Genomic DNA, 24,911 nt, shown 5'->3' on the forward strand with positions numbered 1-24,911 from the left:
CCGCCCCCACTCCCGCGCCCGCCCCGACCGCTGCAAACGCCGCCCCTGCTCCCGTGACCACCCCCGTCAAGCACGAAGCCCCTCCCGTCAATCTCTACAAGCCGAAGGATCCCTACGTCGGCACCGTGCTCGGAAACTATTCCCTGCTATCGGAAGGGGCGATTGGCCGCGTCAATCACATCACCTTCGATCTTTCCGAGGGCAACCTTCACTACGTGGAAGGTCAGAGCATCGGCATCATTCCCGACGGCGTTGATGCCAACGGCAAGCCCCACAAGCTCCGCCTCTATTCGATTGCCAGCACCCGCCATGGTGACAACCTCGAAGATAAGACCGTCTCTCTGTGCGTGCGTCAGCTCCAGTACGAGAAGGACGGGGAGACCATCAACGGGGTCTGCTCCACCTTCCTCTGCGACATTGAACCTGGCGCCAAGGTGAAGATCACCGGCCCGGTGGGCAAGGAAATGCTGCTTCCCCCCGACGAGGACGCCAATGTGATCATGCTGGCCACCGGCACAGGGATCGCGCCGATGCGGGCCTATCTGCGCCGCATGTTCGATCCAGGCGAGCGGGCCAAGAACCCCGGCTATCAGTTCCGGGGCAAGGCGTGGCTGATCATGGGTGTGCCCACCACCCCGAACCTTCTCTATGAGGAGGATTTACAGGGCTACCTGGCCGAATTCCCCGACAACTTCCGCTACACCAAGGCGATCAGCCGTGAACAGCAGAATCCCAGCGGCGGCCGGATGTACATCCAAGACCGTGTTGCCGAGCACGGCGATGAGATCTTCACCATGATCGAAGATTCGAAAACCCACGTGTACATGTGTGGCCTGCGGGGTATGGAGCCCGGCATCGATGAAGCCATGAGCAAGGCCGCCGAAAGCAAGGGCCTCAACTGGTCCGAACTTCGTCCCCAGCTCAAGAAAGCTGATCGCTGGCACGTGGAAACCTACTGAACAGAGGCCCCAGGCCGGGGCCTGTTCCATTCCGCTTCAGCCCGCCTCCATGGCGGGCTTTTTTTTGCCGAAATCAGCACAGAGGGGACCCTCCCATGCCCTTTGCTGGGTGTTCCCCGCTTTCGTGGGTAAACCAGTGTCATCAGCCGCAACTCCATGACCGTCACGCTCACCAATCCTCTGAGGGTCGGACTGCGCCAGGAGCGCGTGGTTTCGCCCCAGTGCCTGGTGATTTTCGGAGCAAGCGGAGATCTCACCCACCGCAAGCTGGTGCCTGCACTCTTCGAGCTCTTCCGTCAACGGCGGCTCCCCACCGAGTTCGCCGTGCTGGGCTGTGCCCGGCGCCCGTGGAGCGATGAGGACTTCCGCGGCCACATGGCTGAAGGCCTCGGCGACCTGGTCAATGAGCACCGTGGGGCCTGGGAGCAATTCGCCTCCAGCCTGTTCTACGAGCCGGTGGATCTGCAGCAACCCGAGCACCTGGTGCGACTGGCCCAGCGGCTCGAGGTGATCGACTGCCAGCGGGCCACGCGCAGCAACCGCACCTTCTACCTCTCGGTGTCGCCCAAGTTCTACGGCAGTGGCTGCAGCGCCCTTGCCGCGGCCGGGCTGCTGAACGACCCCGAGCGCAGCCGGGTGGTGATCGAAAAGCCCTTCGGCCGAGACTACGGCAGTGCCCAGGAGCTCAACCGGATCGTGCAGACCAGCGCCAAGGAGAGCCAGGTCTTCCGCATCGATCACTACCTCGGCAAGGAAACGGTTCAGAACATCCTCGTTCTCCGCTTCGCCAACACGATTTTCGAACCGATCTGGAACCGGAACTACATCGCCAGCGTCGAGATCACCGCGGCAGAAACCGTGGGTGTGGAGGAGCGGGCGGGTTACTACGAAAGCTCCGGCGCCCTGCGGGACATGGTGCAGAACCACCTCACCCAGATGCTGGCCCTCACCACGATGGAAGCCCCGGGGCACTTCGATCCGGAGGCGATCCGCAATGAGAAGGCCAAGGTGCTGCAATCGGCGCGGCTGGCCGATGAGCTCGAACCCTGGAACTGCTGTGTCCGCGGCCAGTACGGCCCCGGTGGCACCGCCAGCAGCCCCCTGGCCGGTTACCGCCAGGAACCCGGTGTGAATCCCAACAGCACCACGGAAACCTATGTAGCCATGAAGCTGTTCATCGACAACTGGCGCTGGCAGGGCGTGCCCTTCTATCTGCGTACCGGCAAACGCCTGCCCAAGCGCATGAGCGAGGTGGTGCTCACCTTCCGCGAGGCCCCGGTGCACCTGTTCGACGCCGCCGGCGGCAGTCCCACCGCCAACCAGCTGATCCTGCGCATCCAGCCCGATGAAGGGGCCGGTTTCCGCTTCGAAGTGAAGTCCCCGGGGTCGGGGATGCGCAGCCGTCCGGTCGACATGCACTTCTCCTACGACGAATCCTTCGGGGAACCGTCCGACGAGGGCTACGTGCGCCTGCTCGCCGACGCCATGCTGGGGGATCCCACTCTCTTCACCCGCGGGGATGAGGTGGAGGCCGCCTGGCGGCTGTACACCCCGTTGCTGGAGCTGATCGAGGACAGCCCCTGGCAGCTGCCCGTCCACCCCTACGAAGCCCGCACCTGGGGCCCCGCCGCCGCCGACAACCTCCTGGGCCGCGATGGCCTGATGTGGCGCCGTCCCTGAAGCGACCACCACTCCGATCTCCGCCCCGGGCATCGCCCCTCCCCTGACGCTCCAACCCCATGTCCCCTCAGCTCACACTTCAGGCCCCCGTAGCCCTGCCACCGCCTGAGCTCACCGACTACCTCGAGAAGCTCTGGAGCCAGGACCTCGAATCCTCCAGCGGGGCTTCCACGTTCACCCTGCTGGTATGGCAACCGGCCTGGGTGGAGCAGCATCTGGTGCGCACCGGCCGCCTCGACGGCCCGGTCACCGGAGTGGTGCGCAGCGAACTGCTCGAGGCCGCACGGGAGGCCGTGCCCGCCTGTGACCTGCCCCTGAGCATCTCCCCCCTCTCACCCAAGCTCGCCTGGGCCCTGGGTCAGCAGAGCGGCGACCATGCCATCGAAGATCTGCGCGGGCAGTACATCGATGCGGCGATCAGCGCCTACCAGCCACGCCGTCTGATCACCCTGGCTCCCACCCTCGACCACGGTCAGCCCCTGGAAACCCTGGTGGCGGCCTACTGCCCCCTGCCAGGGGAAGGCACCACTGCCGCCTGCGGCGACGTGGTGGTGCTGAGGGGAGATTTCGGTGCGCTGCAGCAGGGTCTGCAGCTACTGAAGCCGCTCGTACCCAATGATCTGCCCTGCTGGGTGTGGTGGAACGGCTCCCTGGACGAGGCTCCTGAACTGCTGGAGGCCCTATGCGCACCGGGCCGTCGCCTGGTGATCGACACGGCCCTCGGCACCCCGCGCCGTTGCCTGGACCTGCTGGAGAGCCGCGTGGGCAGCGGTCAGCCCGTGAACGACCTCAACTGGCTGCGGCAGCGCGCCTGGCGGGAATCGCTGGCCATGGTCTTCGATCCCCCCGGCCGCCGCGATGCTCTCAATCACGTGGTGCAGCTCGACATCGATGTGGAAGGAACCCATCCGGTGCAGGGGTTGCTGCTGGCCGCCTGGCTGGCCGATCGCCTGGGCTGGCACTGGGTGGAGAGCCGCGCCGCCGCCGACGAGGAGATCCGCGCCGAATTCGAGCGCAACGATGGGGTCACCGTCCAGTTCCATCTCACCCCCGTCCCCGTGGGTGTGCCCAGCAGCCACCCAGGCAGCGTTGTGGGTCTGCGCCTGATCTGCGAACCACCCGGCCGCCAGGCCCTCTGCGTGATCCTCTGCTCGGAATCCGGAGGCTGCATGCGCCTCGAAGCCGGGGGCATGGCCCGGATGGAGCTGGCCGAAGAAGTGGTTCCCATGGGCCACGCCACCGATGAATGGGAGATGGCCCGGCTCCTCGGGGGAGGCCACGACTCCACCAATCCCCTGCTGGCCGCCGCGGCCCCCCTGGCTGCCAAACTGCTGCCCGACGCCTGACGGCCTGGGGGCACGATGCCATGGCCTGCCTGATCGCCGCCCCCTGCAGCGGCAGTGGCAAGACCCTGCTCAGCCTCGCCATCAGCGCCCTGCTGCGCCGCAGCGGGTCCAGCGTTCAGGTCTTCAAGGTCGGTCCGGATTACCTCGACCCCCAGCTGCTCGGGCGGGTGAGCGGGCGGCCCTGCCGCAACCTCGACCGCCTGCTCTGCGGCGAGGAGTGGCTGCAGCGGGCGTTCCACTGGTGGGGCGGCCAGGCTGACCACTGCCTGGTGGAGGGGGTGATGGGCCTCTTCGATGGCCGGGGGCCGAGCGCCGACGGCAGCTCCGCGGAGGTGGCCACCCTGCTCGGGCTGCCGGTGGTGCTGGTGGTGGAGGCCAGCCGGCAGGCGGGCTCGCTGGCGGCCCTGGTGCGGGGTTTCCGCGATCACCAGCCGGGGCTGGAGCTGGCCGGGGTGGTGCTCAACGGCGTCAGCACCGAGCGCCACCGGGCTCTGCTGAGCGAGGCCCTCGCCTCGATCGCTATGCCCCTGCTCGGGGTGTTGCCACGCCACCCCGACCTGAGCCTGCCCTCCCGTCACCTCGGACTGCTGCCTCCCGATGAATTGCAGGGTTTCCAGGCCAGAAGCGAGGAGTGGGCCGCCCTGGCAGAGCGCAACCTGGATCTGGAGCGCCTGCTCCCCCTGCTGGCGCCACCGCCGCCCCTGACAATCGGCGAGGGGAGGACCCGCGATCCGATCCGCTGGTGCCTGGAGCGCACCGCCCAGACCCCAGCAGCCCTGGAGAGCGGCGGCAGCAGAGGGGACCTGCCGGTCGCGATCGCCGGCGACGCCGCGTTCCACTTCCGCTACCCGGAGGCCACGGAGCTGCTCACGGCTCTTGGGCTGACCCCCCTGCCCTGGCAGCCCCTGGCCGATCAACCCCTGCCCAGGGATTGTCGGGCGGTGATTCTGCCGGGAGGCTACCCGGAGCTGCACGCCGCCGAGCTGGCCGCCAGCCAGCGCAGCCAGAGCGACCTGAGGCGCGCCGCCGCCGCCGCCCTGCCGATCTACGCCGAGTGCGGCGGCCTGCTGCTGCTTGGCCAGCAGCTGGAGGATCCACTGGGTGAGGCCCATGCCATGGCCGGCCTGTTGCCGTTCAGCGCCCGGCGCGGCTCATTGCAACTGGGCTATCGCCAGGCCACCCCCGTCGCCAACGGTCTCGTGACCCGCCGGGGTGAGGCGCTCGTCGGCCATGAATTTCACCGCTGGGAACTGAACGACACAGTCGTGGACGGCAGCGAACGGCTGTGGCAGCTTGAAGGCTGGGGTTGGGCACCGAGGCTGGAAGGATGGACGACACCGACACTGCACGCAAGCTGGCTGCACCTCCACTGGGCTGGATGTTCGGCGATCTGCCGGCGCCTGCGCGACGCGGCCGCCCTGGCGACTCCCTTCGCCGAAACTGCGGAGACCCCCGCGGACACAGCGGTGGCGGCGCCTCCGTGGAGCGTTGGCGCCTCATCGTGAATGGCCGGGTGCAGGGGGTGGGCTACCGGCAGGCCTGCTGCCAGCGGGCCCAGGCCCTTGGCCTGGGGGGCTGGGTGAGGAACCGCTCCGACGGCCGGGTGGAGCTGGAGGCGGAGGGATGCAGCCAGAAGCTGGAGCAGCTCAGGATCTGGTGTGAATCGGGACCTGCCGCCGCCCAGGTGAGCAGCGTCAGCGAGAGCGTGATTCCACTCGGGGGTCACGACTGGTTTGAGGTACGCCGCTGAGCCGCGATGACCCACCAACCTCCGTGAGCCCAGCTGCCGCTCCGCAGGCTCCAGCCAGCCCTGAGCCGTGGTTGATCCGTCATGGCTCCACCTGGCACGGCCGGGAATGGGAGCAACCCGTCATCCTGCGCTGGAACGTCCCCTGCCGCACGCCAGCCCCATGACCGATGCCACGCTCTGGGCTGAGCTGTTCGCCTACGGCAGCGGCATCAGCCTCAGCCCGATCCACATCGGGCTGCTGCTGCTGTTGCTGCTCGGGCCCGATCCCCTGCGCCGGGGGGGGCTGTTCCTGTTGAGCTGGATCCTCACCATCGCCACGATGATCGCCCTGATGCTGACCGTGGGCCACGGCCTGCTGCTGACCATGGAGAAGGGCAGCGACCACCGCACCGGCCTGGATCTGATCGGCGCCGGGGCTCTGCTGGCGCTGGGGATCAGGGATCTGCTGCCCACCAAGGCTGGCGGGGAAGAACCCGCCGGCTGGATTCGCCAGCTGGATCGCTTCTGCGCCCTGCCTCTGCCGCTGCTGATCGGCGTGAGTGTGGCGATCGAGTTGATCAGCCCCGACGACGTGGTGCTGATGGCCAAAGGCGCTTCCGCCCTGCTGGCCGCTGGCCTGGGCCGCGGCCAGGAGCTTCTGTTGGCTGGCTTCTTCACCCTGGCGGCCAGCCTGCTGCTGCTGCTGCCGGTCCTGGGGGTGGCCCTGGGCCGGCAGAGGGTGCTGCCGCTGCTGCAACGGGGCAAGCAGAGCCTCTACGCCAATGGCGAGCTGGTGATGGGCACGATCAGCCTGGCCCTGGCGGCCTATCTGGCCTGGCAGGGCATCGAGGGGCTTCAGCTGGCCTGAGGGGAGCTGGGGTCCTCGGCAAGGGCCTCCTGCCAGCAGCGGCGATCTGCCACATTGCCGGACCCGCCAGCCAGCCACACCCCGCGCCGCGCGCGGGTGACGGCCACGTAGACCAGCTGGCGGCGCAGGCGCAGATCGGACGGCCAGAAGACATCGGCATCGATGAACACCTCCCCGAACCCACTCCCCTGGGAGCGATGCACGGTGAGCACCGCGGCAGGGCCCAGGGAAGCGAAGGCATCACGCACCAGGAAGTAGCGGCGCCAGAGGGAGCGGCCCTTGTCCTGACCCGCCTCCCGGGCCTGACGCCGCAAGGTGGCGAGCACGGTCTCCAGCTGCTGCCGGGCAGCGGTTCCCACTGGCGGCAGCAGCCGCAAGCTCAGGGGGGTCTCACCGAAGGCCACCTCCACCAGCTGGGTGTCGATCACCGGGGCCTCCGCCACGCCGAACTCGGCCAGATCGCAGCGTTCCGGGGTCACATCCCGCACCAGCACCTCCCGGTTCGAGGCCAGCACCATGTCCGGTTCCTCGCCCCCATCGGCCCCCTGGCAGCAGGCCGGCGCCATCACCGCCATGCGGCTGAGCAGGACCTCGCCAGGCAGCACCGGCAACTGGTCGGCCATGGCGCCGTGGATGGCGCGGCGGGCCAGGGGCACCAGCCGCTCCAGCGAACGGTTGGTGTAGCAGAGGATGCGGGCCTGGTCGGGATCGTCGCTGGCGGCGGCTCGGCGCAGGGCCGCCTGGGCGGCCGCCAGCCAGGCGCCGCGCTCCAACACAGCGACATCCCCCTGGGCCGTCTGCCGCTGGGGCCCCACCGGAGGCAGACGGCAGGGAAGCTGCTCCTGACGCAGGGCGGTGGCCAGGCGCAGGACCGGGCCCTGGTGGCGAACCACCTCAGTGAGATCGGCGCGGCAGGCCCGCTGCAGTGCAAACACCGGGCTGCTCGCTTCCCCCACCGGCGGCAACTGGGCCGGATCACCCACGAACACCAGCCTGGTGCCGTAGGGATGGGCCCCCTGCAGGCTGAAGCGCATCAGGCTGCCATCCACCATCGAGGCCTCATCGATCAGCACCAGCCCGAGGTGCTCCAGAGCCAGGGCGGTCTGATCGGTCTCCTCGCAGACCTCGCGCCCCCCCTGGCGGCGTAATTTCAGGCGCAGCAGCCGGTGCAGGGTGGAGGGGTGCCAGGTGGGCCGCAGACCCGCCAGCTCCAGATACCCCCGCAGCACCCCCACGGCCTTGTGGGTCGGGGCCACTGCGGTCCAGCAGAGGCCCCTGGCTTCAGCCGCGGCGAGAAAGACCATCGAGAGGAAGGTCTTGCCGGTGCCGGCATAGCCGCTGAGCACGAAAGGCTGATCCCGGGCGGGTCGCGCCAGCCATTCCGTGAAGGAGTCCACGGCACGCTGCTGGGAGGTGGTGAGCTGAGGCGGGCCAGCGGGCGCGCTGTCGCTCAGGCCAGGGGCAGCCAACCCCACCCCTGAGCAATGTGCAGCGGTGATCCGGCCAGGGCCAGCCCTGTCAGGGCGATCGCCGGGCCGATCAGGCTGCCGGCCAGCACCTCCGAGCGGGTGTGGCCGAGGCTCTCCTTGAGCTGAGCAAGCGGCTCGGGGGTCCAGAGGGAGCCGGGCAGGGCGTTGAGGCGGGCGGCCTGGAGGCCCGCTGCCCGGCGCACCCCGCTCGCGTCATACATCACGATGAAAGCGATGGTGCAGGAGAAAGCAAAGAGGGGATCGGCAAAACCCAGCTCCCAGCCGATGCCGGCGCAGGCCCCGGTGACCAGGGCCGAGTGGCTGGAGGGCATGCCCCCGGTTTCGAACAGCACAGCCGGCCGCCAGCGGCCATGCTCCACCAGCTCCACCAGCAACTTGCCGAGCTGGGCCAGACCGCAGGCAATCAGAGCCCAGGCCAGGACGCCGTTGTCCAGCAACTGAATCAGGGGGCCATCCGTGAGGGGAGAACCGATCATCGGTCGCGGCTCGTGATGTAGTCGGCCAGGGCCAGCAGAGGCTGGGCACTGGCCTGCCAGGGCTGGAGGGCAGCCTTGGCCTCCGCCACCAGAGCGTCGGCCCGTTGCCTTGATTCCTCCAGGCCCAGCAGCTTCGGGTAGGTGGTTTTGTCGGCGGTGAGGTCCTTGCCTGCGGTCTTGCCCAGCACCTCGCTGCTGGCGGTCACATCCAGAATGTCGTCAATGATCTGAAAAGCCAGGCCGATGCCCCGGGAATAGGTGCGCAGGCCCTGCAGCAGGGGCTCCGGGGCTCCGGCGATCATGGCCCCGGTGAGCACGCAGGCCTGCAGCAGGGCACCGGTCTTGTGCAGATGGATGTACTCCAGGGTGGCGAGGTCCACATCCTTACCTTCTGACTCGAGGTCGACCACCTGTCCTCCCACGAGCCCAGGGGCTCCGGCGGCGAGGGACAGCTCACCCACCACCTGCAGCAGGCGCTCGGCCGGCACGCCTGGGCTGCGCAGGGCCACCATCTCGAAGGCCCGGGTCAGCAGGGCGTCGCCGGCAAGGATCGCCTGGGCCTCGCCATAGACCTTGTGGTTGGTGGGACGCCCCCGGCGCAGGTCGTCGTTGTCCATGGCGGGGAGATCGTCGTGGATCAACGACATCGTGTGGATCATCTCCAGCGCGACGGCCGTGGGCAGGGCCAGAGCCACCTCTCCGCCGGCCAGTTCACAGGCCGCCAGGCAGAGGATCGGGCGCAGGCGCTTGCCACCGGCCAGCAGCGAGTAGCGCATGGCCTCCCGCAGCGACTCGGGTCGCTCAGGTCCGAGGGCCGCCTCGAGCGCCAGCTCCACCTGCCCCCGAGCCGACTCCAGGTAGGCGGCGAAATCAAACTCCGTGCTCACCGCCACGGCCATGGTTACCAGCGCGCTGGCGGGGATTCTCTCAGGCCATCGGTCCAGAGGTGACTCAGGGCAGCAGATCCGCCAATGGATTGTCAACAGAGCCTGGGCCTGGATCCCCCCCCTCCGTATGCGTCCACCAGCTCACCACGGTGTTCACCAGCAGCATCGTCACCGTCATCGGCCCCACACCACCGGGCACCGGCGTGATGGCGCTGGCCAGCGGCTCCACTTCCTCGAAACGCACATCACCGCAGAGGCCCCCGTCCAGGCGGTGGATGCCCACGTCCACCACCACCGCTCCAGGGCTCACATGCTCGGCGCCCACCAGGCGCGGCCGTCCGGCAGCCACCACCAGGATCTCCGCCTGGCGGGTGAGGGCAGCCAGCTCACGGGTGCGGGAATGGGCCACGCTCACAGTGGCATCGGCGGCCTGCAGCATCAGGGCCATCGGCTGGCCCACAAGAATGCTGCGGCCCACCACCACGGCCCGGCGGCCGGCGGGATCGATCCCATGGCGGGCCAGCAGGGCCATCACCCCGGCCGGTGTGCAGCTGCGCGGCCCCGGCTCGCCTTTGAGCAGCCGGCCGAGGTTGAGGGTGTGCAGCCCATCGGCGTCCTTGGCCGGATCGATCGCCGCCAGCAGCGGAGCTTCCTCGAGCCCGGCTGGCAAGGGCAATTGCAGCAGGATTCCATCCACCGCCGGGTCATTGTTGAGCTCCGTGATCGCGGCCAGCAGCTCCGCCGGAGCGATGTCGGCGCCAAGGTGCTTCACCAGGCTGTGGATGCCCACCCGGGCGCAGGCCTTGGCCTTGTTGGCCACGTAGACGCCACTGGCGGGATCGTCACCCACTCGAAGCACCGCCAGGCCGGGCAGGCGGCCTGCCCGCTCAAGCCGCCCGCTGATGACGCCGCGCAGGCGATTCTCCAGCTCCGCCGCGAGTTGGCGGCCGTCGAGGCGAAGGGCCATCGGTTGATGTTTGCGGTCAACCCCAGCATGCAGCGGAGCGCGCGCAGGCGCCCTGGCTAGCGTTGTGCTTCAAGCGACGATGAAGGTGCTGCGACGGGGTCGCCTCAAGAACATCTGGAGGCGGCTGCTGCGGCAGGAACGCCCATGCCAGGCCCTCTGCTCATGGGGCCGGCTGGACTGGGCGGCGATCCTGCTGGCCTGTGCCTTGGTGGCCGTGATCTCCAGCTGGCCCTGGCTGGTGGAGCCGAGCCTGCGGCCGGGCATTGCAGCACCGATCAGCGTCAGCGCCCCTGAAGACGCCACCGTCATCAACAGCGAAGCCCTGGAGCAGCGTCGCTCCCAGCTGGGGACACGCACCCATGTGCAGGTGGTGGATCTTGAGGCCAACCAGATGCTGCAGGAGCGGCTGGAGCGGCAGCTGCAAGAACTGGATCAGGTGTCGCGTAGCAGTCAGACCCGGGTTGGGCCGCTCAACCTCAGCCCCCAGGAGCAAGCCTGGCTGGTGGGGCGAGAGGCCAAGGATCTCAACGGCTGGAAGCTGGCCCTGCGCAAGGCCCAGCAGCGCATGCTCAGCCAGGGAATCGTGGGCAACCTTGCCAAGCGCCAGCTGGAGCAGGCGGCCCGCCTCCAGCTCTCGCCGATGGAGGAGCCTGGACTGAGCCTGGGGGCCCGCCTGCTGGCCACCAACCTCCAGGGGCGCACCAACCTGCGCACCGACCCGCTGATGAGCCAGCAGCTGATCGAGGAGCTGCTCAACCAGCAGGGCATTCCCCGCATCGTGGTCAAGAAAGGGGATCTGATCGCCCGCCAGGGGGAACCGATCAGCCCTCAGGCCTACGACGTGCTCGATTACTTCGGGCTGGTGAACCGCCGGCCACTGCTGTGGGCCTGGATGGGGTACTTCATCGAAGCCATGGCCGGCTGCCTGGTGATGGTGCTGATCCTGCGGCGCTGGCGCTGCAGCCTGGAGCCCCGTCATGCCCTGCTCGCCCTGGCGATGCTGGCGGTGGTGCAGGGCTTCAAACTCTGGCTCGGCAACGCAGCCAGCCCCCTGGCCTTGCTGGTGCCCCCGACGCTGCTGCTGGCCCAGGCCCTGGGAACGCCGGCCGGCCTGGGCTGGCTGGCGGTGGCCAGCCTGCTCTGGCCCCAGCCGCTGGATGATTTCAGCGAAGTGCGTCTGCTGGTGGCGGCCCTGGTGGCGGTGGCGGCGGCGGTGCTGGCCGGCCGCCAGCGCAGCCGGGCCCAGCTGGTGCAGCTGGCGATCCTGCTGCCGATCGGCGCCCTGGTGCTGCAGTGGCTGGTACTGCAGAGCGTGGCCCTCTGGCATGGGCGCACCCGGGTGCCCCCGAGCGGCACCGAACTGGCCGCTGAGGCCCTGCTGATGGGGGGCCTGTTGATGGGGGGCCTGCTGCTCGGCCCGCTGGTGGAGAGCTTCTTCGGGCTGCTGACGCGCGCTCGCCTGCTGGAGATGGCCGATCTGGAGAGGCCCCTGTTGCGCCGCCTGTCCACGGAGGCCCCGGGCACCTTCGAGCACACCCTGATGATCTGCGGTCTGGCTGAGGAGGGCGCCCGGGCGATCGGCGCCGACGTGGACCTGATCCGCACGGGCTCGCTCTACCACGATGTGGGCAAACTGCATGCGCCCCAGTGGTTCATCGAAAACCAGTCCGAGGGACCCAACCCCCACGACGAGCTCGACGATCCCTTCGGCAGCGCCAAGGTTCTGCAGGCGCATGTGGATGAGGGGCTCAAACTGGCCCGGAAATACCGCCTGCCCCGCCCCCTCGAAGACTTCATTCCCGAGCACCAGGGAACCCTGCGGATGGGCTACTTCTTCCACCAGGCACGCGAGCGGGACCCATCCACTCCGGAAGCCGCCTTTCGCTACCGCGGCCCCACTCCCCAGAGCCGGGAAACAGCGATCCTGATGCTTGCCGATGGCTGCGAAGCGGCCCTGCGCTCGCTACCTCCAGGCACCTCGGAGCAGGAGGCCGCGGCGATGGTCCGACGCCTGATCGATGCCCGGCGCCTTGATGGCCAGCTGCGCGACAGCGGCATCAGCCGCGGCGAACTGGAGCTGGTGATCCGCTCCTTCGTGAAGGTGTGGCGGCGCATGCGCCACCGCCGCATTCCTTACCCGATTCCGGCCCGCAAGGCCTACAGCGCCTGAGGCTGCGCCAGGGGCCCGTAGAGGTCGGTGCGCCGGTCAGAGAGGTAGGTGGTGCCCTCTGGGTGGCTGGGCCCGTAGTCCCCCGGCCGGCAGTCGGCGATCAGCAGGGTGGGCTCATCGCTGGCCGCCAGCAGCAGCGAGCCATCAGGCGCCGCCACCACACTGTTACCCAGGTAGGCCCCCCTGACCTGCTCGCCAACGCTCTCCTCGCCGCAGCGGTTGGCATAGGCCACGAAGCACTGGCTCGAGAAGGCATGGGCCGGCAGCAGGGTGCGCGACACATCCGGATAGGGGCGGTCGGTGCGCCGCCCGTCGGAGAGCAGCATCCAGGCGTCGGCGGCGGTGGGGATCAGCACCAGCCGGGCACCGGCCAGCACCAGCAGCCGGGTGAGCTCGGGAAATTCACCCTCGTAGCAGTTGAGCAGGCCCAGGGGCAGGCCGTTCACCCGCTGCACCGTGTAAGCAGGACCCTCCTCCGGCTCCCTGTAGCCGGCCGTCCAGAGCAGTGCCTCGTCGGGTCCCCAGAGGTGCGTCTTGCGGTAGTTCCGCAGCAGGGTGCCGTCCTGATCGAACAGGGCGATGGCGTCGTAGAGACACTCACAGCCCGCCACCACGGCCCGCTCGGGATAGGGGCAGGCAATCGCCACACCGTGGCGGCGGGCCGCAGCCGCCACCCGCCTGAGGCTGGGGCCGTCATGGGGCTCAGCCAGGCGCCAGGCTGCTTCGTGGCTGAGGGCATAGCCGGAGAGATACAGCTCCGGGAAGGCCAGCAACTGCACCTGATTGCTGGCGGCCAGGGCGGTAACGGCTTCAAGCCGTTCCAGGTTCTCGATCACTGCCTCGGGGGTGCCGGCCGACCCTGCCCCCTGCCAGAGGCCCAGCCGCACTCCCTCCCCCCAGGCCGGCGGCTCGCTGCGCACCGCGCTGCGGATGAGGGGATCGATCAAGGCCAGTGGTCGTTCCATGGCAAGACAGAGCTGGCGGGCCCAGCCAGTAAGCGTCTCCCCAGCGTGAAGCCCTGGTGGGCAACCGAGCTGTTGACGGCTTGCTTCAGCCCTGGGACAGCAGGGTGCCCAGCCGGAAGTGGAGGGTGAGCTGGTGGTCATGGGCCCTAAAGCGCCAGAAGCGCACCAGGGGAGAGCGATAGGGTCCCTCAAGGCAGGACGGCCCAGGGTTTCTTCTCCAGCACAACCCCTGGCGGCCCTTGGCCCCCACGGCAAACTCGGCGTGAGGGTCTGCGGTCATGGCAGCCGCAACCGCCTGGCTGTTGGCGAGTTCGCCCAGCTGGCCGAGGGGCTGCGCACCCGTCTGCCGGGGGTGCCCGTCGACTACGGCTACCTGGAATTTGCCCGCCCGATCCTGCGGGATGGCCTGGACAATCTGCGGGCCCAGGGGGTGGAGCATGTGCTGGCGGTACCGGGAATGCTGTTCGCGGCCGGTCATGCCAAGAACGACATCCCCTCGGTGCTCAACACCTACGCGGCCGAAACCGGCCTGCGCATCGACTACGGCCGGGAGCTGGGGATCGACCGCAAGATGATCCAGGCCGCCGCCGCCCGGATCAGCGCCTGCCTGGAGCAGGCCGGCCCCTCCGTCCCGCTGCACGACACCCTGCTGGTGGTGGTGGGACGAGGCTCATCTGATCCCGATGCCAACTCCAACGTCAGCAAGGTGACGCGGATGCTGGTGGAGGGCATGGGCTTCGGCTGGGGGGAGACCCTGTATTCAGGCGTCACCTTCCCACTGGTGGAGCCTGGCCTGCGCCATGCCATCAAGCTGGGCTTCCGCCGCATCGTCGTCTTCCCCTATTTCCTCTTCTCGGGCGTGCTGGTGAGCCGGATCCAGCAGCACAGCCAGCGGGTGGCGGCCGACCATCCCGAGATCGAGTTCCTCTCGGCCAGCTACCTGGGGGACCACCCCCTGGTGCTTGACACCTTCCGCGAACGGGTGGAGGAGGTGATCCGGGGGGACACGCAGATGAACTGTTCCCTGTGCAAATACCGGGACCAGGTGCTGGGCTTCGAGAGCGAGGTGGGGGCTCCCCAGCGCAGCCACCACCACCACGTGGAGGGTCTGGTGGAGAGCTGCACCCTCTGCGAACGGGAGTGCACCGGCGCCTGCCAGCCCGACGGGGTACCGATCCCCATGGGCCACAGCCACGGCCACGGCGACCACTCCCACAGCCACGGTCCAGGCCACGCGCACACCCACGCGCCCTATCCCCAGGCGGACCATCCCCTCGGCCCCCGCAGCCTCGGCTCGGCAGGCTCACCTGTCTCGATCCCAGCCGAGTCGCAGGAGACACGCCAGGCATAAGCCCTGCTGATGCATCAACGATTTCCCCAGGTCGATGGGGTTTTCCCCAGGCCGAGAGGGGTTTTTCCACAGGTTAAGGGGCCTAACAGGCCGCCACGGCGTTGGCCCTGGGGATTCCGCCCTTCCCCAGGGCCAGAACTTGACAGCCCGCCGCCAGCCCTTTGCGCCCCCTGCCCGGGTCCTCGCCAAGGGGTGCCAGACCGCTCAAGGGCTGGCTGTCTCAGCCTTGGGCCGGGTGGATTCGACGCCACCTGACCGTTTTGACGGCACCCCCCTCTTCGTGGCTTTCTGGGTCCACCCAAGAGGATCCATGCCCATGCATCACGATGGCCAAGAGCCCCGGGGCAGCGCTGACATCAGCCTGGAAGCGGAGATCCCCGAAGACCTCTTCAACGGCATGCACGAGTTCATGCGCAGCCACCCTCACTGGGATCAGTACCGCCTGATCACCTCCGCCCTGGCCGGCTTCCTGTTCCAGAACGGCTGCAGCGACCGCTGCGTGACCCAGCACTACCTCGATGGCTTGTTCATGAAGGCCGGCTCCAGCTGAGCGCCGGCAGCGGCGCAAAAAAGAGCGCAAAAAAAAGCGGAAGCTGCCGCTCCCGCCGTTTCTCCCTTGCCCGACCCGTTGAAAGGTCGCCAGCAGATTGTGCGGCCTGTGATCCAGCCAGGTTGTGGTCGTCGACACCAGTTGCCCCCGCTGGTGTGCAGCCGCTCACATCCCCGAGCGGTGCAGCTCCGCCGCCGCTCGCTCGCAGGCCCGCCAGGTGATCGCCATTTCGGTCAGGGTCGGGCTCTGCCAGCCGGCACTGGGCCAGCAGGATCCGTCGGTCACCAGCAGGTTCGGCGCCTGCCAGTGGCGGTTCCAGGAATCAAGCACCCCCTTCTCCGGGCTTGAAGCCATGCGAGCGCCGCCCAGCTCGTGGATGTAATAGCCGGGCGGGGCTGCCGTGGGGGCGAGCGCCACGCCGCGGCGAACCAGTGGTTCAGCCAGGGGGAACAGGAACAGGTCCTGGAGGGGGTGGATCTCCCCTCCGCCAGCAGCCACCACCTGCTCCATCCGACCCTGCATGTGGGCGACCATCTGCAACTCGTTCTCGCCCCAGTGGCAGTCGATGTGGGCGGCCGGCAGCCCCCAGGCATCGCTGATGGAGGAACTGAGCGTGAGCCGGTTCCCGGCCCGGGGCAGCACCTCACCGTGACCGATCAGGAACCCCACCGCCTCGCGGCGGTGGCGCTTGAGGGGTGCGGGCGGATCGAAGCGCTGCACCCCCACCCAGAGGCCATAGCCACGCAGGAAGGGCAGATCACCGCGGCCCTCGAGGTTCACCGTGTTGGGGATGAAGGCACTGCCAGCCCCGGAGAGCTCCGCCGCCTCAGCCGGTGGCGGCTGATCGGGCAGGGCGAAGAAGCGGCTGCTGGAGATGTGATCCATCAGGTAGCGCCCCAGGCAGCCCGAGCCATCAGGCAGGCCCCGGCTCTGATGCGAGTCGCCGGAGTGAAGCAGGATCCGCACGCTCTCGAGGGTGGAGGCGCAGAGCACCACCAGCCGGGCCCGGGCGCGGTGGCGAACGCCGCTGAGACGATCGAGGAAGACGACCCCATCAGCGAGGCCGCCCCTGCCGATCTCCACATGGCTCACCACCGCATCGCTGCGCAGACTCACCCTGCCGCTTTCGAGAGCATGGGCCAGGGCAGCGCCCTGGGAGCAGGAGCGGGGCCAGGGGCTGCTGGCCGTGCGCCGCTGCAGCCGGAAGCCGCGCGAGTGGATCAGGGGCAGGCCCAGCTCGCGGGCGATCGCGCCACCCAGACGCTCCTCGGCGGGAGTGAACGGCAGGGGAGGCAGGTACTGGCCGTCAGGAAGCTGGGGCAGGCCGTCGCGCTGGCCATGCACCCTGAGCATGCGCTCGAGGCGGTCGTAGTAGGGAGCGAGATCCTCCCCGGCGATCGGCCAGGGCAGGCCATGGCCATCCCGCTCGGCCGCCTTGAACTCGTGGTCCGAGAGGCGCAGGGTGATGCCGCCCCAGGTGAGACTCTTGCCGCCCACCTGCCGGCCTCGGCTCCACAGGAAGGGCCGCTGCTCTGGAGTGGTGTACGGATTCTTGATCTCATCGACGTAGAGATCGGGGTTGGCCTTCCAGTAGCCCGGATGCTGGCTCTGCAGCTTCTGGCGACCGCTGCTGAGGTTGGCCAGCCGGCGCAGGCTATTGCCTGGCTCCCGGCCGAAGGCTTTCGCCGGGCTCAGATCGGGGCCCGCCTCCAGCACCAGCACCCGCAGGCCCGCCTTCGCCAGCACCATGGCGGCCACTCCGCCCGTGGCTCCTGAGCCCACCACCACCGCGTCGTAGGTGATCGAGGGATCGAAGCGGGGGGACGCGGCGAGGCCAGACGACATCCGTGGGCTTCCCAGCCGGCAGCAGAGGGCGAGGCTAGGGCAGGGCTTCAGGGGAGGGCTTCAGGGGAGGGCGGCCATCAAAAAACCCGACCATCAAAAGATGATCGGGCTCTGTGATTTGGTGGCGGGGAGGAGATTTGAACTCCTGACCTTCGGGTTATGAGCCCGACGAGCTACCAGACTGCTCTACCCCGCGGCGCCAAAGGGAGAGTACCAGCCCGAGGTGCCTGCCAGCAAACCGCAGCCCTCAGGCTGTGGCGGCATCGAAGCGCAACTCGCCACTCACCGCCAGCTCGAGTCCCTCCCCGGGCACCAGGAACTGCCGCTTGAGATCTTCAAGGGTGATCGGGGTGAGCCAGTCGAGCTGCTCGAGCAGGTGGAGAGCCACCGCGTGCTTGGCCCGGCTGGCGCCGTCCTCCACTTTGATCGCCAGTCCCAGCCCCTCGCCCATGCGGCTGATGCACTGGATGCCCTCGGCGCCGCCCTTGCTGATCACCATGCCGTGACCCCGGGCCATCAGCTCGGTGTCGAAGCGGCCTTCGCCGGCCACCAGCTCCGGGTGGGCGAGCATCGCCCGGCTGAGCCGCTCCAGATCCGCATGCTCGGAGGAGCCGAGGTGGGCGAAGAGCAGGGCCATCTGGGCCAGCGGCAGCTGCAGGGTGGGCGCACCGCAGTCGTCGCGGGCGGTGACCAGCTCAGCCCCCGGCAGCCCCAGCAGCTCCCCGACCCGGCGCAGCATCTGCTGCTGCAGGGGATGGTCCACGTGGAGATAGCTCTCCAGAGGCCAGTGCAGACGCCGGCAAGTGGTGAGAAAAGCCGCGTGCTTTCCGGAACAGTTGTGCTGAAGAGGACTGTCGGCCCCCGCCGGGGTGGGGCATTGCAGCTGCTCGGCTTCGATGTCGGCGCTCCAGAGCAGCTTGAAGGCCTCGCGGGCGTGGGCGGCGGTGCCGGTGTGGGAGGCGCAGGCGATGGCCAGTCCTCGGTCGCCACTGCCAGTCTGATCGGCGGCGCCACTGCTCACAAAAACCATGGCCTGGAACGGCTTCAGCGCCGAGCGCACGAAGCTGAGCTGCTGGGGGTCGCCGGCGCGCATCAGCACCCGGCCGCGCTTGTCGCAGACCGCCGCATGGACGCGATGGAGCGACTCCGCGATGCCGTTGCGCAGCAGGCGCACCTCCAGGGGAGGAACCCCGGGGCGCTGTGGGCTGCCGAAGCTGGAGGACAGGGTCATCGGGGAGGGGAAGGGACCGCGGGTGGAGCGCTCAAAGAGCCTGGCAGAGGCCAGCACCCCCCAGAAGCAACAGCAGGGCGAGGCTGAGGGCCTGCCGCAGCCGCACCAGCACCGGCCGCACCTGATGACGGGCCACCAGCAGATCCTGCTGACGCCAGGCCAGGGGCTTCTCCCACACCTGGCCGTCGTACCACCCGGATTCCTCGTACTCCACCCGCTCGGAGATCAAGCGACGGTTGACGTAGGTCCAGCCCAACCACTGACGCGTCAGCAACAGCAGGGACGGCAGCACGGCCGCCACCGCGGCCGTGGCGGCCAGCCGCAGAGGGTCGTGGCGCAGGGGCCAGCTGCCGGAGCTGATCAAGGCAGTGAGTGGCAAGGCCAGAAGCCAGCTGATCAGCAAGGGCCGCCTCAGGCCCGCATTGGTGAGCGCCGGCCAGGCGAAGAACCATGAGGCGCACAGCTGCCGGTATTCCTCGAGGGGACGCTGCCCGGGCGGGACCGGGCATGGACTCTCCGAACAGGCCTGATCCATGGCAGTCACAGGAAAGTCACGGGCGGTCGCTGGGCTGGTGCCGAACTGTCCCAGAGGGACAACTCATTGGGGAAGTGCCGGCTCCGAGCTTAGGAATGGCTCATGTTCACCGTGCCCCCAGAAGGACTCCAGGTCGTAGTAGCGGCGCTCAGCCGGTGTGAGCACATGCACGATCAGCTCGCCGTAGTCGAGCAGCACCCAGCGGCCTTCGCTCTGGCCCTCCTTGCGCAGGGGCAGGCGATCGGCCTCCAGCTCAAGCCGGTCCTCCACCGAGCGGGCGATGGCCCGCACCTGAACATCGGAGAGGCCGGAGCAGATCACGAACCAGTCGGCCAGGGACGAGACCTCCTCAACCCGGATCAGGCAGATCTCCACGGCTTTGCGGTCGTCACAGGCCTCGGCGGCCAGCAGGGCCAGGGCCCGGCTGTCAGTGGAGGAGACCAAGGCTGGGCTGGGGGCTGACTCAGCCATAGACGTTCTCACTGGTCACAGATTGGCGGCTTCCCTGCTGCTGAGCCATTTCAGCTCTGGCACGGCCGGCACTCTTGCGCAGAGCCTCGAGGCGGTCGTCGTAGAAGGAGCGACGACGCTTCTTACGAGTCTGCTCAAGCAGTTCCTTGAGGGCGCCGCCCAGGCTCTTGTAAGCGTTGGGGAGGGTGTAGCCAAAGCGGCAGGCCAGAGAAATGGCTTGCTCGTCGGCAGCGATGGCGTCCTGCAGGCGCTTCTCGTTGTTGTTCTTGAGATAGAGGCGGTAGCCGGCGAAGCCGGAGAGCCCCAGGGCCATCATCAGCAGCAGCCCGTCCTGCACCCAGAGCTCGCCGATGGCGCCTCCGAGGCCGATGGCCAGGGCCGCCATCTCCCAACCGTCGCGGGGAACGGCATCGTTCTGGATGCGACCCACCTCATGCCAGAAGAGCAGGTTGCGGTGGTCGAGGGCGAAGGGCTCCCATTTGAGCAGGTCCACCTGGACCTCCACCTCATCACGGCCGATCTCCTCGATCGTGATCAGCGGGGGATCGGCGGAGGCGGCCGCTTCGACAAACACCCAGCTCTGCATCTCCGGAGGGAGGAGCCCCTTCAGGCGCTGGAGTTCGCTCATGGAGCCACGATCGCTGATCACAAGATCCTCACGTTAGCGAGAACACAGCCCTCCACCGCCCGGGTCAGTGGTGGGGCCGTGAGAGGCTGGCCTCGTTTGGCAGTTCAATCGCCGCCCATGCCCCGCCGGTCGGATCTGCGTCGCATCCTTCTGCTGGGCTCGGGACCGATCGTGATCGGCCAGGCCTGCGAATTCGACTATTCGGGAACCCAGGCCTGCAAGGCCCTGCGTGACGAGGGGTACGAGGTGGTGCTGGTGAACTCCAACCCAGCCTCGATCATGACCGATCCGGAGATGGCGGATCGCACCTACATCGAGCCCCTCACCCCCGACGTGGTGCGGCAGGTGATTGAACTGGAGCGCCCCGACGCCCTGCTGCCCACCATGGGCGGCCAGACGGCCCTCAACCTGGCCGTGGCCCTGGCGGAGGACGGCACCCTCGAGCGTTTCGGCGTGGAGCTGATCGGCGCCAACCTCCAGGCGATCCAGAAGGCCGAGGACCGGCGCCTGTTCAAGGAGGCCATGGAGCGGATCGGGGTGGCCGTTTGCCCGTCCGGCATCGCCTCCTCCCTGGGGGAAGCCGAACGCGTGGGTGAAGAGATCGGCACCTATCCCCGCATCATCCGGCCGGCCTTCACCCTGGGAGGCTCAGGCGGCGGGATCGCTTACAACCCCGAGGAATTCCAGGCCTTCTGCAAGAGCGGTCTCGAGGCCAGCCCGGTCAGCCAGATCCTGATCGAGCAGTCGCTGATCGGCTGGAAGGAATTCGAGCTGGAGGTGATGCGTGATCTCGCCGACAACGTGGTGATCATCTGCAGCATCGAGAACCTCGACCCGATGGGGGTGCACACGGGCGACTCGATCACCGTGGCGCCAGCCCAGACCCTCACCGACCGGGAGTACCAGCGTCTGCGCGACCAGTCGATCGCGATCATCCGCGAGATCGGCGTGGAGACCGGCGGCAGCAACATCCAGTTCGCGATCAACCCCGCCAACGGCGACGTGGTGGTGATCGAGATGAACCCGAGGGTGAGTCGATCGTCGGCCCTGGCGTCCAAGGCCACCGGCTTCCCGATCGCCAAGATCGCCGCCCGACTGGCCGTGGGCTACACCCTCGACGAAATCCTCAACGACATCACCGGCGCCACACCGGCCTGCTTCGAGCCCACGATCGACTACGTGGTGACCAAGATTCCGCGCTTCGCCTTCGAGAAGTTCCAGGGCTCACCGGCGGTGCTCACCACCTCGATGAAATCGGTGGGCGAGGCGATGGCGATCGGCCGCTGCTTCGAGGAATCGTTCCAGAAAGCGCTTCGCTCCCTGGAAACCGGCCATGCCGGCTGGGGCTGCGACCGCCCCGACAAGCCCCTGGAGCCCAGCGACCTGGAGCGGATGCTGCGCACCCCCTCTCCGGATCGCATCTTCGCGGTGCGCGCCGCGATGGTGGCGGGCCGCAGCGACGAGGAGATCCACCAGCTCAGCGCCATCGATCCGTGGTTCCTCGCCAAGCTCCGGCGACTGATCGAGGCCGAGGAGCGGCTGCTGCGGGGACGGACTCTCGAGCAACTCTCAGCGGCGGATCTGCTGGAGCTGAAGCAACTGGGCTTCTCCGACCGCCAGATCGCCTGGACCAGCGGCAGCGATGAGCTGAGCGTGCGCCGCACCCGCCAGGGCCTCGGGGTGAACGCGGTGTTCAAAACCGTGGACACCTGCGCAGCGGAATTCGCCTCCACCACCCCTTACCACTACTCGACCTACGAACGGCCGCTGGAGCGCCTCGACGATGCAGGCCGAGCGATCCGCCTGGCCCCGGAGGATGAGGTGCGGCCCGAGAGCCGACGCAAGGTGATGATCCTCGGGGGCGGGCCCAACCGCATCGGCCAGGGCATCGAGTTCGACTACTGCTGCTGCCACGCCTCCTTCGCCCTGCGGGCTGATGGCTTCGCCACGGTGATGGTGAACAGCAACCCGGAAACGGTTTCGACCGACTACGACACCAGCGACCGTCTCTACTTCGAGCCGCTCACCCTCGAAGACGTGCTCAACGTGATCGAGGCGGAGAAACCCGAGGGGGTGATCGTTCAGTTCGGCGGCCAGACCCCGCTCAAGCTCGCCCTGCCGCTCCTGCGCTGGCTGGCGGGACCGGAGGGCCAGGCCACCGGCACCCGCCTCTGGGGCACCTCACCGGAGTCGATTGATCAGGCCGAAGACCGGGAGCAGTTCGAGGCGATCCTGCGTCAGCTCAACATCCGCCAGCCGCGCAACGGCCTGGCCCGCAGCGAGGCCGAGGCCCGCGCCGTGGCCGATCGGGTCGGCTATCCGGTGGTGGTACGCCCCAGCTACGTGCTCGGGGGCCGCGCCATGGAGGTGGTCTTCGATGAGGCTGAACTCAACCGCTACATGGTGGAGGCCGTGCAGGTGGAGCCCGACCACCCGGTGCTGATCGATCAATATCTCGAGAACGCCATCGAGGTGGATGTCGATGCCCTCGCCGATCGTCAGGGCATGGTGGTGATCGGCGGCCTGATGGAACACATCGAGCCTGCCGGCATCCACTCAGGGGATTCGGCCTGCGCCCTGCCGGCGGTGTCGCTTTCGCAGCAGGCCCTGGCCACGATCCGCCAGTGGACCGAAGCCCTGGCCCTGGCCCTTGATGTGAGCGGCCTGATCAACCTTCAGTTCGCCGTGCAGGCCGAGCGGGTGTTCATCATCGAGGCCAATCCGCGCGCCTCTCGCACAGTGCCCTTCGTGGCCAAGGCCACCGGAGTCCCTCTGGCGAAGATCGCCAGCCTGCTGATGGCCGGCCACAGCCTCAGCGAGCTGGGTCTAATCAGTGAGCCCAAACCGCCCCTGCAGAACGTCAAGGAAGCGGTGCTGCCCTTCAAGCGCTTCCCCGGCTCCGACACCTTGCTCGGGCCGGAAATGCGCTCCACCGGGGAAGTCATGGGCAGTGGCGCCAGCTTCGGCATGGCCTATGCCAAGGCCGAGATCGCCGCCGGTGAAGCCTTGCCCATCAGCGGCACCGTCTTTCTCTCCACCCACGACCGCGACAAACCCTCCCTGGTGCCCATCGCCGAGCGCCTCTCGGAGTTGGGCCTGGCCCTGATCGCCACCACCGGCACCGCCGCGGTGCTGCGGGAGTCGGGCCTGGAGGTGGAGTCGATCCTGAAGGTGCATGAAGGCCGCCCCAACATCGAGGACGCGATCCGCTCCGGCCGCATCCAGCTGATCGTGAACACGCCGATCGGCCGCCAGGCCACGCACGACGACAAATACCTGCGCCGCGCGGCCCTCGACTACGCCGTGCCCACGGTGACCACCCTGGCCGGTGCCCGTGCGGCGGTGGAAGCCATCGCCACACTTCAGAGCCAGGAGCTCACCGTGGCCGCGCTCCAGGACATCCACCCCCGTCCCGCTCGTTAGGGTTGAGGGCCTCCTTCGCCCTCGGATCCTTGACCGGCACCGCCACCCCCATCAGCGCCAGCGTCAACCCGGCCGCCAACGCCTCGATCGCCCCGGGCAGCGACATCCGCGAGCTGTTCCGCGCCGCCTACGAGAACCGCTACACCTGGGAGCCGGGCTTCGGTGGCTACCAGGGCCGCTGCGTCTGGGAGCAGGGAGATCAGCGGGTGGAAGGTCAGTTCCGCGTGGGCGCCGATCTCAAGGCCAGCGTGGAGGGCATCGAGGACGAGGAGATCACCAAGGCGATCGGCTCTCAGCTCTGGGAAGTGTGCATCCACCGGGTGCGCCGCAGCTTCGAGCAGACCCACGGCGCCAACACCTTCAGCGCCGGCGACACCGACGCCGTGGGCCTCGAGGTGATCGTGGGCGGCAAGAACGCCGGCGACCGCTACCGCATCAAAGATTCGGTGGTCACGATGGTGCACCGCCAGATCCACGGCACTGTGGTGACGATCTTCACCGGCAGTACCACCGACACCGGTGCCGGCTACCTCAGCCACACCTACAGCAGCCAGTACAGCGATCCGGCCACGGGCGAAGCCCGTGGTGGAAAGAGCTCCTTCACCGACACCTTTGTGCCTCTGGCCGGTGAGGGCCCCTGGGTGCTGAGTGAGCGGGTGATCAGCAGCGAGGATCCCGAAGCGCCGGGGGGGAGCAGTGTGCAGACCTTCCGCTTCGAGGCCCTCAAGCCGCTGCCACAGACCTCCGGGGACTGACACGGGCTTCGCTCAGACCCCGTCCGGCAGGGCGGGGATGCTCTTGAGCCGTTCGTTCAGCTGGAACGCCATCGACTGGCGGCCCACGGCCAGCACCTTGAGGGTGTCTTCGTAGAGGCGCAGCTGGGCATCGGCCACTTGCATGCCCCGCACCAGTTCCTTGACGTCGTCGGGAAGAGCATTGAGTTCGTAGCGCTTGCCCTCGAAGGTGAGAACGGGGGGTTGGTTGGGAGAGGCCGTCAAGGTCAACACTGTGTCGTCGGGAGGCAGGTTAGGCCGCCCCCGGCGGGCTCTCGGCGCCCGGGGCGGCCAGCGACGTGCCGGCTGGCGGCAGCTTGGCCGGGGCTGGGCGGCGAATCCGCTTGAAGAAGAACATCAGCAGCGGGCCCACCTGGGCCGCCTCCACCATTTCCCAGCCCTCCTTGCCGAGCAGGTTCATGAAGAACTGCAGTTGCTCGGCCGGGTGACGGGGGGTCTGGGAGGCGCCGTAGAACTCGGGAAACTCCCGGGCGATGAATTCCGGACTGAGGATCCCCTGCAGCTTCTGGCTGGCGGCCTGGGGATCAGGCGGTTGGGGCGGGGGGG

The 24,911-nt window shown here is 68.3% G+C and carries 24 protein-coding genes and 1 tRNA gene; 11 read left to right on the top strand and 14 right to left on the bottom strand.

Going from position 1 to position 24,911, the window contains the following annotated elements:
• The 6 genes from KBY78_RS05220 to KBY78_RS05245 form a co-directional block, all read left to right on the top strand.
• On the top strand, positions 1–959 hold a 959-nt coding region (locus KBY78_RS05220), incomplete at its 5' end, for a ferredoxin-NADP reductase (RefSeq protein WP_255142690.1).
• Between the two features lie 156 nt (positions 960–1,115).
• Positions 1,116–2,639, top strand: coding sequence for a glucose-6-phosphate dehydrogenase (gene zwf / locus KBY78_RS05225; RefSeq protein ID WP_255142691.1), 1,524 nt, complete (start codon positions 1,116–1,118; stop codon positions 2,637–2,639).
• A gap of 59 nt (positions 2,640–2,698) precedes the next feature.
• Positions 2,699–3,985, top strand: a complete 1,287-nt coding sequence (locus KBY78_RS05230; protein ID WP_255142692.1) for a glucose-6-phosphate dehydrogenase assembly protein OpcA — start codon at positions 2,699–2,701, stop codon at positions 3,983–3,985.
• Positions 3,986–4,005: 20 nt separating this feature from the next.
• Complete coding sequence (locus KBY78_RS05235; RefSeq protein ID WP_255142693.1) at positions 4,006–5,490, top strand: cobyrinate a,c-diamide synthase; 1,485 nt, start codon at positions 4,006–4,008, stop codon at positions 5,488–5,490.
• Entirely contained in the window at positions 5,466–5,735 is a 270-nt protein-coding gene (locus tag KBY78_RS05240; protein WP_006170821.1) for an acylphosphatase, read from the top strand. Before KBY78_RS05235 ends, KBY78_RS05240 begins: the two co-directional genes overlap by 25 nt.
• A gap of 160 nt (positions 5,736–5,895) precedes the next feature.
• Positions 5,896–6,582: a GAP family protein gene (locus KBY78_RS05245; RefSeq protein WP_255142694.1), complete on the top strand. Its 687-nt coding sequence runs from the start codon at positions 5,896–5,898 to the stop codon at positions 6,580–6,582.
• Here KBY78_RS05245 and KBY78_RS05250 read toward each other — a convergent pair.
• The 4 genes from KBY78_RS05250 to folD are packed head-to-tail and all read right to left on the bottom strand — an operon-like array spanning position 6,570 to position 10,402.
• Entirely contained in the window at positions 6,570–8,051 is a 1,482-nt protein-coding gene (locus KBY78_RS05250) for an AAA family ATPase (RefSeq protein WP_255142695.1), read from the bottom strand. The two genes, KBY78_RS05245 and KBY78_RS05250, sit on opposite strands and share 13 nt — an antisense overlap.
• Entirely contained in the window at positions 8,033–8,548 is a 516-nt protein-coding gene (locus KBY78_RS05255) for a divergent PAP2 family protein (protein ID WP_006170817.1), read from the bottom strand. The genes KBY78_RS05250 and KBY78_RS05255 overlap by 19 nt, the downstream gene beginning before the upstream one ends.
• Entirely contained in the window at positions 8,545–9,447 is a 903-nt protein-coding gene (gene crtE / locus KBY78_RS05260) for a geranylgeranyl diphosphate synthase CrtE (protein WP_255142696.1), read from the bottom strand. The genes KBY78_RS05255 and crtE overlap by 4 nt, the downstream gene beginning before the upstream one ends.
• A 52-nt stretch (positions 9,448–9,499) precedes the next feature.
• Positions 9,500–10,402, bottom strand: coding sequence for a bifunctional methylenetetrahydrofolate dehydrogenase/methenyltetrahydrofolate cyclohydrolase FolD (gene folD, locus KBY78_RS05265; RefSeq protein ID WP_255142697.1), 903 nt, complete (start codon positions 10,400–10,402; stop codon positions 9,500–9,502).
• Between the two features lie 79 nt (positions 10,403–10,481).
• Here folD and KBY78_RS05270 point away from each other — a divergent pair, with 79 nt between their 5' ends.
• Entirely contained in the window at positions 10,482–12,572 is a 2,091-nt protein-coding gene (locus KBY78_RS05270; RefSeq protein ID WP_255142698.1) for an HDIG domain-containing metalloprotein, read from the top strand.
• Here the strand turns inward: KBY78_RS05270 and KBY78_RS05275 are convergent.
• A complete protein-coding gene (locus KBY78_RS05275) occupies positions 12,560–13,537 on the bottom strand; it encodes a carbon-nitrogen hydrolase family protein (RefSeq protein ID WP_255142699.1) in 978 nt (325 codons plus the stop codon). The genes KBY78_RS05270 and KBY78_RS05275 overlap by 13 nt on opposite strands.
• A gap of 85 nt (positions 13,538–13,622) precedes the next feature.
• Entirely contained in the window at positions 13,623–13,817 is a 195-nt protein-coding gene (locus KBY78_RS05280) for a hypothetical protein (protein WP_255142700.1), read from the bottom strand.
• Between KBY78_RS05280 and KBY78_RS05285 the strand changes: the two genes are divergently transcribed.
• Both KBY78_RS05285 and KBY78_RS05290 read left to right on the top strand, forming a co-directional pair.
• Positions 13,800–14,888, top strand: a complete 1,089-nt coding sequence (locus tag KBY78_RS05285) for a sirohydrochlorin chelatase (RefSeq protein ID WP_255142701.1) — start codon at positions 13,800–13,802, stop codon at positions 14,886–14,888. The genes KBY78_RS05280 and KBY78_RS05285 overlap by 18 nt on opposite strands.
• A gap of 316 nt (positions 14,889–15,204) precedes the next feature.
• Entirely contained in the window at positions 15,205–15,438 is a 234-nt protein-coding gene (locus KBY78_RS05290; RefSeq protein WP_006170809.1) for a DUF2811 domain-containing protein, read from the top strand.
• A 165-nt stretch (positions 15,439–15,603) separates the two neighbouring features.
• On the opposite strand, the gene KBY78_RS05295 is transcribed toward KBY78_RS05290, so the two are convergent.
• From KBY78_RS05295 to KBY78_RS05320, 6 genes are all read right to left on the bottom strand, one after another.
• Positions 15,604–17,283 carry a GMC oxidoreductase gene (locus KBY78_RS05295; RefSeq protein ID WP_255142703.1) on the bottom strand — a complete coding sequence of 560 codons (1,680 nt, stop codon included), beginning with the start codon at positions 17,281–17,283 and terminating at the stop codon, positions 15,604–15,606.
• A 119-nt stretch (positions 17,284–17,402) separates the two neighbouring features.
• A tRNA-Met gene (locus tag KBY78_RS05300) sits at positions 17,403–17,479 on the bottom strand.
• Positions 17,480–17,530: 51 nt separating this feature from the next.
• Positions 17,531–18,514 (bottom strand): asparaginase, encoded by a 984-nt coding sequence (locus KBY78_RS05305; protein WP_037980276.1) that lies wholly within the window; start codon positions 18,512–18,514, stop codon positions 17,531–17,533.
• Between the two features lie 31 nt (positions 18,515–18,545).
• Positions 18,546–19,049: a CGLD27 family protein gene (locus KBY78_RS05310; protein WP_255142704.1), complete on the bottom strand. Its 504-nt coding sequence runs from the start codon at positions 19,047–19,049 to the stop codon at positions 18,546–18,548.
• Between the two features lie 63 nt (positions 19,050–19,112).
• Positions 19,113–19,520: a ribosome silencing factor gene (rsfS, locus tag KBY78_RS05315; RefSeq protein ID WP_006170803.1), complete on the bottom strand. Its 408-nt coding sequence runs from the start codon at positions 19,518–19,520 to the stop codon at positions 19,113–19,115.
• Positions 19,513–20,148 carry a DUF3318 domain-containing protein gene (locus tag KBY78_RS05320; RefSeq protein ID WP_255142706.1) on the bottom strand — a complete coding sequence of 212 codons (636 nt, stop codon included), beginning with the start codon at positions 20,146–20,148 and terminating at the stop codon, positions 19,513–19,515. Before KBY78_RS05320 ends, rsfS begins: the two co-directional genes overlap by 8 nt.
• Before the next feature lie 117 nt (positions 20,149–20,265).
• On the opposite strand from KBY78_RS05320, the gene carB reads away from it, so the two are divergent.
• Positions 20,266–23,571, top strand: coding sequence for a carbamoyl-phosphate synthase large subunit (carB, locus tag KBY78_RS05325; protein WP_255142707.1), 3,306 nt, complete (start codon positions 20,266–20,268; stop codon positions 23,569–23,571).
• Between the two features lie 29 nt (positions 23,572–23,600).
• The gene (locus tag KBY78_RS05330; RefSeq protein WP_255142708.1) at positions 23,601–24,326 is read left to right on the top strand and encodes a DUF3386 domain-containing protein; all 726 of its coding nucleotides are present in this window, start codon (positions 23,601–23,603) and stop codon (positions 24,324–24,326) included.
• Positions 24,327–24,338: 12 nt separating this feature from the next.
• Here KBY78_RS05330 and KBY78_RS05335 read toward each other — a convergent pair whose 3' ends face one another.
• Complete coding sequence (locus tag KBY78_RS05335; RefSeq protein WP_006170799.1) at positions 24,339–24,569, bottom strand: DUF6447 family protein; 231 nt, start codon at positions 24,567–24,569, stop codon at positions 24,339–24,341.
• Between the two features lie 28 nt (positions 24,570–24,597).
• Positions 24,598–24,911 (bottom strand): hypothetical protein (locus KBY78_RS05340; protein ID WP_255142709.1); only part of this gene is annotated, 314 nt, incomplete at its 5' end.

It is taken from the genome of Synechococcus sp. EJ6-Ellesmere, from assembly GCF_024345875.1.
GTDB classification, from domain to species: Bacteria; Cyanobacteriota; Cyanobacteriia; order PCC-6307; family Cyanobiaceae; genus Regnicoccus_A; species Regnicoccus_A antarcticus.

Coding starts and splice junctions, on each gene's coding strand:
- zwf (WP_255142691.1), top strand. CDS start 1,116: ATGACCGTCACGCTCACCAATCCTCTGAGGGTCGGACTGCGCCAGGAG.
- KBY78_RS05230 (WP_255142692.1), top strand. CDS start 2,699: ATGTCCCCTCAGCTCACACTTCAGGCCCCCGTAGCCCTGCCACCGCCT.
- KBY78_RS05235 (WP_255142693.1), top strand. CDS start 4,006: ATGGCCTGCCTGATCGCCGCCCCCTGCAGCGGCAGTGGCAAGACCCTG.
- KBY78_RS05245 (WP_255142694.1), top strand. CDS start 5,896: ATGACCGATGCCACGCTCTGGGCTGAGCTGTTCGCCTACGGCAGCGGC.
- KBY78_RS05255 (WP_006170817.1), bottom strand. CDS start 8,548: ATGATCGGTTCTCCCCTCACGGATGGCCCCCTGATTCAGTTGCTGGAC.
- crtE (WP_255142696.1), bottom strand. CDS start 9,447: ATGGCCGTGGCGGTGAGCACGGAGTTTGATTTCGCCGCCTACCTGGAG.
- folD (WP_255142697.1), bottom strand. CDS start 10,402: ATGGCCCTTCGCCTCGACGGCCGCCAACTCGCGGCGGAGCTGGAGAAT.
- KBY78_RS05270 (WP_255142698.1), top strand. CDS start 10,482: ATGAAGGTGCTGCGACGGGGTCGCCTCAAGAACATCTGGAGGCGGCTG.
- KBY78_RS05275 (WP_255142699.1), bottom strand. CDS start 13,537: ATGGAACGACCACTGGCCTTGATCGATCCCCTCATCCGCAGCGCGGTG.
- KBY78_RS05280 (WP_255142700.1), bottom strand. CDS start 13,817: ATGACCGCAGACCCTCACGCCGAGTTTGCCGTGGGGGCCAAGGGCCGC.
- KBY78_RS05290 (WP_006170809.1), top strand. CDS start 15,205: ATGCATCACGATGGCCAAGAGCCCCGGGGCAGCGCTGACATCAGCCTG.
- KBY78_RS05295 (WP_255142703.1), bottom strand. CDS start 17,283: ATGTCGTCTGGCCTCGCCGCGTCCCCCCGCTTCGATCCCTCGATCACC.
- KBY78_RS05305 (WP_037980276.1), bottom strand. CDS start 18,514: ATGACCCTGTCCTCCAGCTTCGGCAGCCCACAGCGCCCCGGGGTTCCT.
- KBY78_RS05310 (WP_255142704.1), bottom strand. CDS start 19,049: ATGGATCAGGCCTGTTCGGAGAGTCCATGCCCGGTCCCGCCCGGGCAG.
- rsfS (WP_006170803.1), bottom strand. CDS start 19,520: ATGGCTGAGTCAGCCCCCAGCCCAGCCTTGGTCTCCTCCACTGACAGC.
- KBY78_RS05320 (WP_255142706.1), bottom strand. CDS start 20,148: ATGAGCGAACTCCAGCGCCTGAAGGGGCTCCTCCCTCCGGAGATGCAG.
- carB (WP_255142707.1), top strand. CDS start 20,266: ATGCCCCGCCGGTCGGATCTGCGTCGCATCCTTCTGCTGGGCTCGGGA.